This is a genomic window from Streptosporangium sp. NPDC001681 (assembly GCF_040298085.1).
Taxonomy (GTDB): domain Bacteria; phylum Actinomycetota; class Actinomycetes; order Streptosporangiales; family Streptosporangiaceae; genus Streptosporangium.
Genome location: NZ_JBEOZN010000027.1, coordinates 1 through 13,181, shown reverse-complemented (window position 1 = coordinate 13,181; position 13,181 = coordinate 1). Strand labels below are relative to the sequence as shown.

13 protein-coding genes are annotated in these 13,181 nt (G+C 70.3%); 9 read left to right on the top strand and 4 right to left on the bottom strand.

Translation table 11 applies throughout. The annotated features are described in order from the left end of the window. Positions 1-91: 91 nt before the first annotated feature. Together ABT130_RS15050 and ABT130_RS15045 are read right to left on the bottom strand one after the other, a co-directional pair. A complete protein-coding gene (locus ABT130_RS15050) occupies positions 92-874 on the bottom strand; it encodes an enoyl-CoA hydratase-related protein (protein WP_350955910.1) in 783 nt (260 codons plus the stop codon). A gap of 33 nt (positions 875-907) precedes the next feature. Beyond that, positions 908-1,690 (bottom strand): PaaX family transcriptional regulator, encoded by a 783-nt coding sequence (locus tag ABT130_RS15045; protein ID WP_350955908.1) that lies wholly within the window; start codon positions 1,688-1,690, stop codon positions 908-910. Positions 1,691-1,879: 189 nt separating this feature from the next. Here ABT130_RS15045 and ABT130_RS15040 point away from each other — a divergent pair, with 189 nt between their 5' ends. Both ABT130_RS15040 and ABT130_RS15035 read left to right on the top strand, forming a co-directional pair. Next, positions 1,880-2,047, top strand: coding sequence for a DUF3117 domain-containing protein (locus tag ABT130_RS15040; protein WP_084195322.1), 168 nt, complete (start codon positions 1,880-1,882; stop codon positions 2,045-2,047). 193 nt (positions 2,048-2,240) lie between these two features. Next, on the top strand, positions 2,241-3,695 hold the full coding sequence (locus tag ABT130_RS15035) for a leucyl aminopeptidase family protein (protein WP_350921791.1): 1,455 nt from the start codon (positions 2,241-2,243) through the stop codon (positions 3,693-3,695). Positions 3,696-3,761: 66 nt separating this feature from the next. Here ABT130_RS15035 and ABT130_RS15030 read toward each other — a convergent pair whose 3' ends face one another. Then, positions 3,762-4,412, bottom strand: coding sequence for an O-methyltransferase (locus tag ABT130_RS15030; protein WP_350921793.1), 651 nt, complete (start codon positions 4,410-4,412; stop codon positions 3,762-3,764). Between the two features lie 171 nt (positions 4,413-4,583). On the opposite strand from ABT130_RS15030, the gene sigE reads away from it, so the two are divergent. The 5 genes from sigE (at position 4,584) to ABT130_RS15005 (ending at position 9,013) form a co-directional block, all read left to right on the top strand. Further along, complete coding sequence (gene sigE / locus ABT130_RS15025) at positions 4,584-5,216, top strand: RNA polymerase sigma factor SigE (RefSeq protein WP_350921795.1); 633 nt, start codon at positions 4,584-4,586, stop codon at positions 5,214-5,216. A 52-nt stretch (positions 5,217-5,268) separates the two neighbouring features. Further along, a complete protein-coding gene (locus ABT130_RS15020; protein WP_350955906.1) occupies positions 5,269-5,799 on the top strand; it encodes an anti-sigma factor family protein in 531 nt (176 codons plus the stop codon). Between the two features lie 35 nt (positions 5,800-5,834). Next, positions 5,835-6,833: a sigma-E factor regulatory protein RseB domain-containing protein gene (locus tag ABT130_RS15015; protein WP_350955979.1), complete on the top strand. Its 999-nt coding sequence runs from the start codon at positions 5,835-5,837 to the stop codon at positions 6,831-6,833. A gap of 95 nt (positions 6,834-6,928) precedes the next feature. Next, positions 6,929-8,551 (top strand): S1C family serine protease, encoded by a 1,623-nt coding sequence (locus ABT130_RS15010; protein ID WP_350955904.1) that lies wholly within the window; start codon positions 6,929-6,931, stop codon positions 8,549-8,551. A gap of 105 nt (positions 8,552-8,656) precedes the next feature. Next, the gene (locus ABT130_RS15005) at positions 8,657-9,013 is read left to right on the top strand and encodes a sec-independent translocase (protein WP_350955902.1); all 357 of its coding nucleotides are present in this window, start codon (positions 8,657-8,659) and stop codon (positions 9,011-9,013) included. Positions 9,014-9,088: 75 nt separating this feature from the next. On the opposite strand, the gene ABT130_RS15000 is transcribed toward ABT130_RS15005, so the two are convergent. Continuing rightward, positions 9,089-10,231: an Mrp/NBP35 family ATP-binding protein gene (locus tag ABT130_RS15000; protein ID WP_350955900.1), complete on the bottom strand. Its 1,143-nt coding sequence runs from the start codon at positions 10,229-10,231 to the stop codon at positions 9,089-9,091. A gap of 270 nt (positions 10,232-10,501) precedes the next feature. Here ABT130_RS15000 and ABT130_RS14995 point away from each other — a divergent pair, with 270 nt between their 5' ends. Next, entirely contained in the window at positions 10,502-10,981 is a 480-nt protein-coding gene (locus ABT130_RS14995; RefSeq protein WP_350921807.1) for a MarR family winged helix-turn-helix transcriptional regulator, read from the top strand. A gap of 211 nt (positions 10,982-11,192) precedes the next feature. Further along, positions 11,193-13,181: Xaa-Pro dipeptidyl-peptidase (locus ABT130_RS14990; RefSeq protein WP_350955898.1), on the top strand; the 1,989-nt coding region annotated here is incomplete at its 3' end.

Sequence of the window (13,181 nt, the reverse complement as noted above, 5' to 3'; positions counted from 1 at the left end):
CCTCACGGGCGAGGGGGAGCTCCGCGCGGCCGGGCCCCGCCGGCCCGTACGCGGTGGTTTCGCGGGATCCCCCGAGACCGGCCAGGGGACGTCAGCGGCCCTGGAAGACCGGGCGCTCCTTGGCGAGGAAGGCGCGGGTCGCGTTCAGGTGGTCGTCGGTCTTGGCGCAGGCGTCCTGGAGGTCGGCTTCCAGCTCCAGGGCCTCGGCCAGCGAACCGGCCGAGGCGAACCGCAGGGCGCGCTTGGTGGCCGCGTAGGCGCTCGTGGGCCCCTGTGCCAGCCGTACGGCCAGCGCGCGGGCCGCGATGTCCAGCTCGTCGGCGGGGACGACCTGGGAGACGATCCCGAGTTCGAGCGCGCGGGCCGAGCCGACGGGGTCGCCGAGCAGTAGCAGCTCCGCCGCGCGGCCCGCGCCGACCAGGCGCTGCAGGGTCCAGGAGGCGCCCGAGTCCGGGGCCAGGGCGATGCCGGAGAAGGCCATCGCGAACCTGGCCTTCTCCGAGGCGATTCGCAGGTCGCAGGCGAAGGCCAGCGCGGCGCCCGCGCCCGCGGCGACGCCGTTCACCGCCGCGACGACCGGCTTGTCCATCTCGGTGATGGTGCGGACGATCGGGTTGTACTGGGTACGTACCGTGTCGTCCAGGCCCCGGCCTGCCTCCAGGTTCGCGGCGTGCTCGCTCAGGTCCTGGCCGGCACAGAACGCCCGCCCCGTCCCGGTCAGCAGCACCGCCCGCACGGCGCGCTCCCGCGACGCCGCGGTCACCGCCTCAAGCAGGGCGGTCTTCGCCCGGGAGGTCAGCGAGTTCATCGCCTCCGGCCGGTTGATGACGATGGTGGCGACGGCGTCGTCGACGGAATAGAGAACGTCGTTCAACAAGGGCTCCTTCAGGCTTCCCGGCTCCGCGTGCTACGGCTCGCCGAGGTGGCGGTCGACGAAGGCGGCGGCGGCTGGGAGCAGCCGTCCGGCCTCGTGTTCGAAGTAGATTCTGGCCTGCTCCCCCGGCCAGCCTCGCGGCAGGAGCTCGGTCGGGAGCCCGGGGTCGCGGAACAGGAAGTTGCGCCAGCCGTGCAGCAGCCTGCTGCGGACGGCGAACACCCGGGCGTCGCTCGCGTCGCGGGGCAGCTCGCCGACCAGGTCCATCGCCTGGGCCAGCCAGCTCCGGTAGGCGGCACCGATGCCGTCCAGGTCCCATGTCCTGGCGGCCAGTGCCGCGGGGTCGCCGTCGAGCACCGCGTCGAACCGCTCGGCGCCGACGCCCTCGCCGCTGAGGATCGTCTCCAGCTCGGGGGAGGGGCGGGGGCCGATCCAGGTGGTCTCGGACAGGGGCGCGTACCCGATGAAGGACAGCTCGGCCCGGAGGCGCTCCCTTCTGGACCGCTCGCGCACGGGCTCCAGCACCAGGATGTGCCACCGGCCGTTCCAGGTGATCGTCCCAACTCGGTAAATTCTCAACGCGGCCTCGTCGAGACGGTGCACGCACTTGGGGGTGACCTCGTAGCCGGGGCCTCCGGGCAGCCGGGCGGGCGCCAGCCAGCCTTGCCGTACCATCCGCGAGATGGCGGTGCGCACGGCCGGAGCGGCGATGTCCAGCGAGGCGAGCAGGCGGACGAGGGCGGCCACGGACGCGCGGCCGCCTCGGGATCTGAGGTGATCCCCGTACAGATCGAAGAGCGCGGCGCGGGCGTTCACGAGGACAAGTTTGGCCGTCCGGGGGGTCTCGGACAACGGTCTTGATCGCCGGATGAGCCGACGCTGAGACTGATCGTTCCCATTCTCCGTGCGGAGGCGGGATAATAGGACATCACAGAAGACGTGAATGCGTCGGCCACCCTCGGGTCAGTCGGAGATCCGGAGCCCGAAGCAGGAAGGGATACACGCATGGCGGCTATGAAGCCGAGGACCGGTGATGGTCCGCTGGAGGTCGTCAAGGAAGGCAGGGGGATCGTCATGCGGGTTCCTCTGGAGGGTGGCGGCCGTCTCGTCGTTGAGCTCTCCGCGGACGAGGCAAGCGCCCTTGGTGAGGAACTGAAGAAAATCGTCGGTTGATACCGATCTAAGACAGAGTGGCGGAGCCGGGCCCTATTTGAGCTTGCTCGGGGAGCATGACACCTGCGATGGCCCGCGCGACCGACGATGAACACGGCCCTGGCCGTCGGACCGCCTCGCGGCGGCTCGCGCCAGGGCCGCGGTGTTCTCCCCGGCGTTTCTCTCCTGCCGGGCCTGACGACTGGAGTCACCCATGCCCATCTCCCCCTATCTGCTCCTGCCCCGCGTGCCCTATGCCCAGGGGCTGTCCGCCGGGGAGGACGCCGAGACCGAGTCCTTCGGCGACGCCGAGTTGCTCGCCGTTCCCTTCGCCGAGGATCTCGCACCCGAGATCGAGCTGCCGGTGCCCGTGGCGGCGTTGCTCGCCCACTACCAGGCCAAGGGCGAGGCGGGTGAGATCGTCGAGGTTCCCGTCGCGAACGGCGACGCCGTGGGCCGGGTGCTCCTCTACGGAGTCGGCGACGGCTCGGCGACGGCCCTGCGCAAGGCCGGCGCGGCGGTGGCGCGGCGCGGTAAGGGCAAGGACGCCATCAGGATCGTGCTGCCCGGCGGGCCGGTGGCCGCCTTCGTGGAGGGCGCGCTGCTGGCCACGTACACCTTCAGGGTCGGCGAGGCGAAGTCCCCCGTGACGACGCTCGAGTTCGTCGGAGACGGGGTCGAGGCGGAGGTCGCCGGCGCGGAGGTGATCGCCGGGGCCGTCGCGCTCGCCAGGGACCTGACCAACACCCCGTCCTCGGTGAAGTCACCGGCCTGGCTCGCCGAGCGCGCCGCCGAGCAGGGCGTCGCCGTGCGGGTGTGGGACGAGCGGGAGCTGCGCTCCGGCGGGTTCGGCGGCATCCTCGCCGTCGGGAAGGGGTCGGTGAACCCGCCCCGGCTGATCCAGCTCTCCTACCGGCCCGAGGGCGCGACGCGCCACGTGGTCCTGGTCGGCAAGGGCATCACGTACGACACCGGCGGCCTGTCGCTCAAGCCGACCGCCGGCATGGTGTTCATGAAGACCGACATGGCCGGCGGAGCGGTGGTCATCGCGGTCCTGGGCGCGCTGGCCTCGCTCGGCGTGCCGATCCGGGTCACCGGCCTGATCGCCGCCGCCGAGAACTCCTTCTCCGGTTCGGCCCAGCGCCCCTCGGACGTGATCACGCAGTACGGCGGCCGGACCGTGGAGGTGCTCAACACCGACGCCGAGGGCCGCCTGGTGCTGGCCGACGCGCTGGCCTACGCCGACGCGGAGCTGGACCCGGACGTCATGGTGGACATCGCCACGCTGACCGGGGCGATCAGCGTGGCCCTGAGCAAGAGTCTCGGCGCGGTCTTCGCCTCCGAGGACGCGCTGGCAGGCGCGCTGGTCGAGGCGGGGGAGGTCAGTGGGGAGCGGCTCTGGCGGATGCCGCTGATCGAGGACTACCTTCCCGCGCTCGACTCGTCGGTGGCCGACCTGACCAACATCGAGGCCGGATCGACCTACGGCGCGGGTTCCGTCACCGCGGCGCTGTTCCTGCGCGAGTTCACCGGCGGGCGGCCCTGGGCACACCTGGACATCGCCGGCGTCGGCCGTAGCGGCGCGGACGAGGGCCTGTTCAGCAAGGGGGCCACCGGATACGGCGTGCGCCTGCTGCTCGAATGGCTGGCGGGGCTCCAGGAGCGGTGATCGCGCGGCGGGCGGGACGGTGTCACCGACGGTGTCACCGTCCCGCCCCCGGTCGGGCGGCCGCCGTCAGTCGGAGAGCTTGACGGCCGCCAGGATGCCGTCTCCGAGAGGCATCATCAGCGGGCGGAGCCGCTCGTCGGAGCGGACGAGCTTGCCCAGCTCCCTGATGGAGACCGTGTCGGGGTCCCGCTGCACGGGGTCGGCCACCCGGTTGCCCCAGAGGGCGTTGTCGAAGACGACGATGCCGCCGACCCGGAGCAGCCGGACGGACTCGGCCAGGTAGTCGGCGTACTCGTGCATGGCGCCGTCGCAGAAGACCAGGTCGTAGCCGCCGTCGGACAGCCGGGGGAGCACGTCGAGGGCGCGGCCGGTGATCAGACGGGTCCGGCCCCCGGAGAATCCGGCCTGGGCGAAGCTCTGCCTGGCCAGTCGCTGGTGCTCCGGTTCCACGTCCACGCTGGTGAGCGTGCCGTCCTGGCGCATGCCGCGGAGCAGCCACAGGCCTGACACCCCGCAGCCGGTGCCGATCTCCACGACGGCACGGGCGTTGATGGCGGTGGCGAGGAAGCAGAGAGCGGCGCCGCCGCCGGGCAGGATCGGGGGCGCTCCCACCTCGGCGCCGCGCATGCGCGCGGCCAGCAGGATGTCGTCCTCCCTGTGGAACTCATCGGCATAGGCCAGAGTGGCCTCCAACGGACTTGTCGGCGTCTCTGCCATCGGCCTCTCCTCCCGCTTTCTCCGTACACAGTCATATAGGCGCTGGGTCGCAGCCTAAGGGAGGCAGGCCCGATCGGGAACTCATGTCGTCCCCGGTGCGTTGCACGGTTTAAGCGGCCTTTGCCGGTCCTGAAGGTAGTCAGTGCGCACGAAGGGACGAAACCAGGCACTATGGCGATAGCGGTGGTCCCGGAGAGAGGAGTACTGGTGGACGAGCCTGACCACCAGGCAGAAGCTCCCGTGTCTGATTGGACGCCTCCTACCTGGGAGGAGGTGGTCCGGGCGCACTCGGCGCGAGTGTACCGGCTGGCCTATCGGCTGACCGGCAACGTGCACGATGCGGAAGATCTCACACAGGAGGTCTTCGTCCGGGTCTTCAGGTCGTTGTCGAACTACACGCCGGGCACTTTCGAGGGCTGGCTGCACCGCATCACCACCAACCTGTTCCTCGACATGGCGCGGCGCAAGCAGCGCATCAGGTTCGAGGGGCTCGCCGACGACGCCGCCGAGCGGCTGCGCGGGCGCGAGCCTTCTCCCGCACAGGTGTACGACGACACCCATCTGGAGCCCGACATCCAGGCGGCACTCGACGCCCTCGCGCCCGAGTTCCGCGCGGCCGTCGTTCTGTGTGACATCGAGGGGCTGTCCTACGAGGAGATCGCGGCGACGCTGGGTGTGAAGCTCGGCACGGTCCGGAGCCGGATCCACCGTGGGCGGGCGCAGTTGCGTGAGGCGCTCGAGCATCGCGCGCCGCGGAACGATCCATTCCCCCCGAGCGTTACTCACGGGGAGGAATTCGCATGAGAAATCACAGTCATGACGAATGTCACGACGAGCCACTTGGCAAGGAGTGCGCATGAGTCATCTAGGAGAGCGTGTTTCCGCACTGGTAGACGGTGAGCTGAACCACCACGAGCGTGACCGGGCCCTGTCGCATCTGGCCTTCTGCGCCGACTGCCGGGCCGAGGTCGACGCCGTGCGAGCGCTGAAGAGCCGGTTGCGGTCCCTCGACGGGCCCGCGATGCCGACCGACCTGACGATGTCCCTGCTGCGGATGGCGGAGCCCGGCGGCCCGTTGCCCCCGCGTGAGCGCCCCTTTCCGGCCTCGCGCACCTTCGGCGGAGCGCCCATTCCGAGCATGTACAGCATCGCTCCCCCCGACAACCGCCCCAGGGGCCGGGCCCAAGGACCTCGCCGCACCCGGAGAGCGGGTTACGTCGCGGTGGGTGTCGCCTCGGCGGCCGTGGCGATCGGCACACTGTTCGTGGTAGGCGGGGCCGATCCCAACCCGCGTGTCGTACCGCCGGTCGACATGTTCGCCAACCAGCACAGGAACACGGCACCCTACGGCGGATCGGCGACGCCCACCTTCTCGCCCACTCCGTGATCCGGCTGCCCGCCACGATCATCCTGGTGGCTGTCATGTTGCTGGGGCTGGTGACGGGCGGTACGGCACACGCGGTCAGGACCTCGCACGCCATACCGCCGGACGAGGCGGAGAACGAGGACACCGGCCTGCGCCTGCTCCGTGAGGCGGCGGTCGCGGGCCGGGCCCGCGGATACGCAGGCACCCAGTACGTCACGGTCTGGGGCGCCTCCGGCTCCACCTCGGCGGTGCTGGAGGTGCACAACGTCCCCGGGAAGGGGATGACGGTGCGTACCGAGCCCGCGGGCTCCGTGCAGAGCGTCGATCCAGGCACCCCCGCCGGGGGCATGTCCAGCCCGTCGGAAGCGATGCTCGAGGTGCTGGCCCGGAACTACCGGGTTGTGGCCGCCGGGGAGGGGCACGCCTGCGGGCGCCCCGCCCGCCTCGTGGACATCCTGCGCGCGGACGGCACGGTCGCCGCCCGCTACTGGATCGACAAGGCCGCCGGGCCGGTGCTGCGCCGCGAGCTCATGGACGCGAGGGGCCGGGTCGTCAGCGTCGGAGCCTTCGTCGATCTGACCCTCGACCCGGTGACCAAGGGGGTGGTGCCCACGGTGCCGCTGGCCACCGGGGGCCTCGATCTCGTGGAGATGCCCCGCCTGCTGGCCGCGGGCTGGCGTATTCCCCGTGCCCTGCCGGGCCGCCTGGAGCTGTTCGCCGTGCGAAGCGCCCCCGCTGGATACTTGTATCTGGGATATTCGGATGGGTTGTCGGTTGTGTCGGTTTTTGTGCAACCCGGAGTGCTTGATGAGGATCATCTCCAGGGTTGGCATGCGGAGCGGCGCAGCGGGCATACGATCTGGATTCGAGGCCCGGTTGGGCAGGAGATGATCTGGGCGAGTGGGGGGCATGTCTATACAGTCTTCGCGGACGCGCCGGCCGACATGGTCGACGCGGTTGTCGCGGCCCTACCGCACGAGCATGTTCCGGATCTCTGGACGAGGCTCGGCCGAGGTGCGAGTCGCCTGCTCTCGTGGGTCAATCCCTTCGGATGACGTGTGTTTTACACATCTCGTATGCCGCTCGGGGGAAGATTGCCGGGTTGACCCGGTGAGTGGGCATCTGCGAGGCAAGGAGTAGTGAGTATTCGATGACCGACGAGGCCCGTACCGGCCACGGGGCGCACGATGCTGCGGGGCGTACGCCGTCGGACTTCACCGACGGTGGTCACGGCGCTCCGGAGTCCCGCCACGCCGACTCCTCCGGCCCCGAGTTCTCGCGCCCCGAGTTCCTGCCCGCCGGAGAGGGCGCGCCGCCCCAGGCCGAGCAGCCGGGAGACGACGGCTGGAGCCAGTTGGGCGCCCCGCCAGGCCGCGGCCGGTGGGGTGGGCCGCAGGGGCAGCCCGAGTTGCTCCGTCACGACGACGGGGAGGCGTCGGCGGGCGAGGGCGTCCAGGGACAGGGCCACGCGCCGGAGAGCTGGGGCGACCCCTCCGGCCGGCTCAGGTACGACACGGCGGTCTTCGCCGCCCACCCGGCTCCGCCCCCGCCGCCCACCCAGGCGTTCGGCATGGGTCCCGGCTGGGCGCCGCCTCCCGGTAGCCCGGGGCTGCCAGGGAGCTTCGGCGGCCCGGCGCCCGTGGCGATTCAGCGCGGGCCGCGTACGGCCACGCTGGTCGTCCTCGCCGTGGTGATCGCGTTGCTCGCCTCGCTGCTCGGCAGCGTCGGCACCTATCTCCTCACCAAGCCGACCGGCTCGGGGCGCGACCCCTCCTACAGCCTGGGGAACGCGCCGACCGGTTCCAACGCCCGGCCCCCGGATTCGGTGGCGGGTGTGGCCTCGAAGGTGCTGCCCAGCGTGGTCTCGCTGGCGGTCGAGGGCGGGACGAGTTCCAACACCGGTTCCGGCTTCCTGATCAAGGGCGGCTACGTGGTGACCAACAACCACGTGGTCGCCGGAGCCGATCCCAGCGGCCGGATCCAGATCCAGTTCAACAACCGCAAGTCCACCTCCGCCGTCGTCGTCGGCCGCGACCCCGAGTCCGACCTGGCAGTGGTCAAGCCGGCGGAGACCTTCGGCGCCCCGGAGATCACCCTCGGCAACTCCGACAACGTGGTCGTGGGCGACCCGGTCATCGCCATCGGCTCCCCGCTGGGCCTGACCGGCACCGTCACCTCCGGCATCGTCAGCTCGCTCAATCGTCCCGTTCAGGCGGGTGAGGAGAACAACTCCGAGACCACCTGGCTCAGCGCGGTCCAGACCGACGCGGCCATCAACCCGGGCAACTCCGGGGGGCCGCTGGTCAACGGCAACGGCGAGGTGATCGGCGTCAACTCGGCGATCGCCACTCTCGGCAGGTCGGTCGGCAGCCAGAGCGGCAGCATCGGCCTCGGTTTCGCCATCCCGGTGAACCACGCCCGCCGCGTCGCCCAGGAGCTGATCACCACGGGCAAGGCCAAGAAGTCGCGGATCGGTGTCGCCATCGACCCGACCTACCAGGGTGTCGGAGTGCGTATCGCGACCGAGGCCAGGCAGGGTTCCCAGCCGATCGAGCCGAACGGCCCCGCCGCCCAGGCGGGCCTCAAGCCGGGCGACGTCATCCTGGAGGTCGACGGCGTCGTGCTGCAGGACGGCAACGAGCTGATCGCGCTGGTCCGCAACAGGGCTCCCGGTGAGAAGCTCTCGGTCAAGTACCAGCGCGGCGGCCAGGAGAACACCGCGACCGTGACCGTCGGCACCGCGCCGGACCAGCCCGCACCCGAGCCTTCCTGAGTCGCCTGGCAGGGGCGCGTGCTTACCCTTGGCGGTATTAGTCTGGAACCTCTCCGGTGTGTAGCCGGAGAGGTGCCCACGGCATTCTTTCGGTAGGAGATCACCGTGTTCGGACTCGGCTGGCCTGAGATCGTGGCGCTGGTGGTCATCGCCCTCCTCGTCTTCGGCCCGGAGAAACTGCCCCAGGCCGCTGCCCAGGCGGGCAAGACGTTGCGCAACCTGCGCCGGATGGCCAACAACGCGAGAGACGACCTGCGGACCGGGCTGGGGCCGGAGTTCGCCGACTTCGACCCGGCCGACCTGAACCCGAAGAACTTCGTCCGCAAGCACCTCACCGCCGACCTTGAGGACGACTGGAAGTCCACCCCGGCCACCGCCACCGCCGAACCCGCCCCCTCCTACCCGGCGGGCGGCGAGCTGGGCTACGGCGAGATCCCTCCGTACGACTCCGAGGCGACCTGAGTCCCTCCCGGACGGCCGACGGCGGCGCCCCCTCCCGCAGGGGGCGCCGCCGTCGTCGTGTCGGAGCGGGTGCCGTCAGCCGCGCCGGGTGGGCGAGATGCCGAGCTGGAGGCCCTTGAGGCTGGTCGACTTCTTGCTGAGGGAACCGGCGACGCGGATCAGCTCGGCCGCGGCCGGGGCGTCCGGGTCGGTCAGTACGAGCGGCTTGCCCTCGTCGCCGCCCTCGCGCAGGCGCATGTCGATCGGCACCTGGCCGAGGAGCGGCACGCGGGCGCCGAGGGTGCGGGTGAGCGCGTCGGCCACGGTCTGGCCACCGCCCTCGCCGAAGACCGAGACCCGCTCGTCGCAGTGCGGGCAGGGCAGCCATGACATGTTCTCGATGACGCCGGCGATCTGCTGGTGGGTCTGGACGGCGATCGATCCCGCCCGCTCGGCGACCTCGGCGGCGGCCTGCTGCGGGGTGGTCACCACCAGGAGCTCCGCCGAGGGCATCCGCTGCGCCACGGAGATCGCGATGTCACCGGTGCCCGGGGGCAGGTCCATCAGCAGCACGTCCAGGTCGCCCCAGTAGACGTCGGCGAGGAACTGGTGCAGGGCCCGGTCGAGCATGGGACCGCGCCACACGACGGGGGTGTTGCCCTCCGGCTTGAACATGCCGACCGAGATGACCTTGATGTCATGCGCCACCGGCGGCATGATCATGTCCTCGACCTTGGTGGGACGCTCGGAGGTGCCGAGCATGCGAGGGATGCTGTGGCCGTAGATGTCGGCGTCGACGACGCCGACCTTGAGACCGCTCGCGGCCATCGCGGCGGCCAGGTTGACGGTGACCGACGACTTGCCGACACCGCCCTTGCCGGAGGCGACGGCGAAGACACGGGTCAGCGAGCCGGGCTGGGCGAAGGGGATCTCCTTCTCGGGACCCTTGTTGCCGCGCAGCTTGGTCTGCAGCGCCTTGCGCTGCTCGGGGCTCATGACGTCCATCTCGACGGAGACGCCGGTCACTCCGTCGATCCTGGAGACCGCGGCGGTGACGTCTCGGGTGATGGTGTCCTTCATGGGACAGCCGGACACCGTGAGGAAGATCGCGACACGTACCGCCCCCTCGGGGGAGATGTCGACGCTCTTGACCATTTCGAGCTCGGTGATCGGCCGACGGATCTCAGGGTCGTTGACGGTCGCGAGGGCGGCCATCACCAGTTCCGGGGTAGGTGCCATCGAAGTGTCGGCAACACGGCGTCACACTGGGGCGACGGAGGATGCCGTCCCTCCTTGTCTGTTATCGATGAGGCGTCTCAAGGGCAGGAACTGCCCGTCGTGGCGCTCGTATGGCTTGGCGAGAGGCCCGATCCCGTCAGGGAACGGTCGGCGTCGGAAGTCCAATGGTATGAACCCCGGAACGTCGGCAGGAATTCCGGCCCCGGTTCTGGTCGCCGGATTCGGACAATTCGCTGTGTAGATGCGCGTGCAACGTTCTAAGGTTACTGTGTGACCCTCACGGCGGGCGAGTCCATGGAGAGCTTCAGCTCGGAGGAGCTGACGCTCTGGCGCATGCTCCAACGAGCCCAGGTCCGCATCGCCCGGGTGCTGGAGGCCGACCTGCTGATCGAGCACGATCTGCCCCTGGCCTCCTACGAGGTCCTCCTGCAACTCTTCGAGGCGCCCGAGCGGCGGCTGAGGATGAACGACCTGGCGGACCGGGTGCTGCTCTCGCGCAGTGGCCTGACCCGGCTCGTCGACCGCCTCCAGCGGGACGGCCTGGTCGAGCGCGAGGCGTGCACCAGTGACGCGCGCGGCCTGTTCGCGGTGCTCACCGACGCGGGCGCGGCGCGGCTGGCCGAGGCCGGTCCCACCTACCTGCGCGGCGTCCGCGCCCAGTTCCTGGACATGCTCGACGCCGACGAGCTGCGTCAGTGCGCGGTCATGCTGAACAAGCTCCTGCCCGCCTCCGGCACCGAACCCTGCTGAGGCCCCGCGGCGGGTGGCCGCCGCGGTCGTACCCCTGCTCCCGCTTGCCCGGGCTCGCGCCGGGCCGTCCTGACCGGTGGCCGGACAGGGTTGTCGAGCGTCATGTCACATACCAGCTCCAGGGTGATGTCGAACACATAAAGGATCTTGCGGACTATACGGACAAAGATTGATATTGCGGATGTTTCCCTAGTTGTTCTGGAGGCTCCGCTTGCCGAAGTTACGGGCAGCCCTTGTCGTCCTCGCGGTTCTCGCGGCGGGCGTCACCCCAGCCCACGCGGCCACCCAGCCATCCCTCACCATCGAGCGAGGACGGTCCCAACCGGTCTTCTCCTACGCCGACGCCGTCCGCGAGCACGTCTACGTCGAGTCGGGTGTCGACAGCGACTCCGATGGGAGGCCGGACCGGGTCCGTGTCGACATCATCAGGCCGAAGGAATCGGGTTCCGGGCTCAAGGTGCCGGTGATCATCGATGAGAGTCCGTACTACGACAACTCCGGCCGGGGTAACGAGGCCGAGCGGAAGGTCTATGACGCCGCCGGGAACGTAGTGAAATTCCCGCTGTTCTACGACAACTACTTCGTACCGCGCGGTTACGCCGTCCTCAATGTCGACATGATCGGCACCACCAGGTCCGACGGCTGTCCTGACGTCGGCGGGCAGGCCGACGTGCTGGGCGGCAAGGCCGTGATCGACTGGCTGAACGGCCGCGCCACCGCCTACCGCCCCGACGGCACGCCCGCGGTCGCGGACTGGACCACCGGCAAGGCCGCGATGATCGGCAAGTCGTACGACGGCACGCTGGCCAACGCCGTGGCGGCGACCGGTGTGCAGGGGCTGGAGACCATCGTCCCGATCTCGGCGATCAGCTCCTGGTACAAATACCAGCGCTCCAACGGGGTGATCTACAACTACGACTACATGTCGTGGCTGGGGAACTACGTCGACACCGACCCCGAGGCCAAGTGCGCCGCGGTGCGGGCGCGGCTGGACGCCGAGGACGGCGATGACACCGGCGACTACAACGGCTTCTGGGCCGAGCGCGACTACATCGCGGGCTCGATGGCCGACGTCTCCAAGGTGCGCGCCAGCGTCTTCGCCGTGCACACGGTCAACGACCTCAACGTCAGGCCCGACAACTTCTCCAAGTGGTGGCAGGCGCTGGCCGGCCGGAACGTGCCCCGCAAGATCTGGGTCGGGCAGTACCAGCACGTCGACCCCTTCGACTTCGAGGGCCGTCGTGACCTCTGGGTCGACACGCTGCACCGCTGGTTCGACTACTGGCTGCTCGGCGTGCAGAACGGCATCATGCGAGAGCCCCGCGCCGACGTGCAGACCAGCCTCGACCGCTGGATCACCCAGCGCGACTGGCCCGCCCCGCTCTCCCTGAAGGTCCCCTTCCGCCCCGCGGCCGACGGCTCGTTCGGCCTCGTACCGGCCAGGAAGGGGCAGACCGCTACGTTCACCGACATCCGCCAGTCCGAGGACGCGATGGTGGCCGACGTCGGCACCGTCAAGCCGGGGCGGGTGGCCTTCACCACCGGCGAGCTGCCGCTGGACCTGCGGCTGTCCGGCACACCCGTGGTGGACCTGCGCGTCGCGCTCGACAGGCCCACCTCGAACCTGACCGCGCTCCTCGTCGACTTCGGCGAGGACACCCGGATCGACTGGCGGCGGGGCCAGGGCATCACCACGGCCGCCGAGGAGAGTTGCCACGGCGAGAGCACGGCCTCCGACGACGCCTGTTACCGGCAGGTCGTCACCAACCGGGCCACCCGGCCCCTGGAGATCGTCGCCCGTGGCTGGATCGACGTGCAGAACCGCGACTCGCTCAGCGAGCCCTCGCCACTGCCCCCGGGCACGTACGGCAAGGTCAGCTGGGAGACGCTGCCGCAGGAGTACGTCTTCAAGAAGGGGCACAGGCTGGCCCTCGTGATCGCCGGCACCGACTCGACCTACAGCGCCGAGCGGGCCACCGGCGCGAACGTCACCGTCGACCTGGCGGGGAGCAAGGTCGTGATCCCGCTGGCGATCAGCACCCTCGGCAGCGCCGACGTGCCGAAGGACACGGCCAGGTGGCAGGGCCCGGCGCGACTGGACCTGCCCCCGAAGTACCTCAGCCCCGCCGAGGTCCCGGCCGACGTCATCGAGAAGGAGCGCGCGCTCTTCGAGGAGATGACCCGCGAGGAGGGCAAGCCC

Excerpts from the sequence above, each read along its gene's own strand:
- ABT130_RS15030 (WP_350921793.1), bottom strand. The coding sequence starts at position 4,412 with ATGGCAGAGACGCCGACAAGTCCGTTGGAGGCCACTCTGGCCTATGCC.
- ABT130_RS15015 (WP_350955979.1), top strand. The coding sequence starts at position 5,835 with ATGTTGCTGGGGCTGGTGACGGGCGGTACGGCACACGCGGTCAGGACC.
- ABT130_RS15000 (WP_350955900.1), bottom strand. The coding sequence starts at position 10,231 with ATGGCACCTACCCCGGAACTGGTGATGGCCGCCCTCGCGACCGTCAAC.
- ABT130_RS15020 (WP_350955906.1), top strand. The coding sequence starts at position 5,269 with ATGAGTCATCTAGGAGAGCGTGTTTCCGCACTGGTAGACGGTGAGCTG.
- ABT130_RS15035 (WP_350921791.1), top strand. The coding sequence starts at position 2,241 with ATGCCCATCTCCCCCTATCTGCTCCTGCCCCGCGTGCCCTATGCCCAG.
- ABT130_RS15040 (WP_084195322.1), top strand. The coding sequence starts at position 1,880 with ATGGCGGCTATGAAGCCGAGGACCGGTGATGGTCCGCTGGAGGTCGTC.
- ABT130_RS15010 (WP_350955904.1), top strand. The coding sequence starts at position 6,929 with ATGACCGACGAGGCCCGTACCGGCCACGGGGCGCACGATGCTGCGGGG.
- sigE (WP_350921795.1), top strand. The coding sequence starts at position 4,584 with ATGGCGATAGCGGTGGTCCCGGAGAGAGGAGTACTGGTGGACGAGCCT.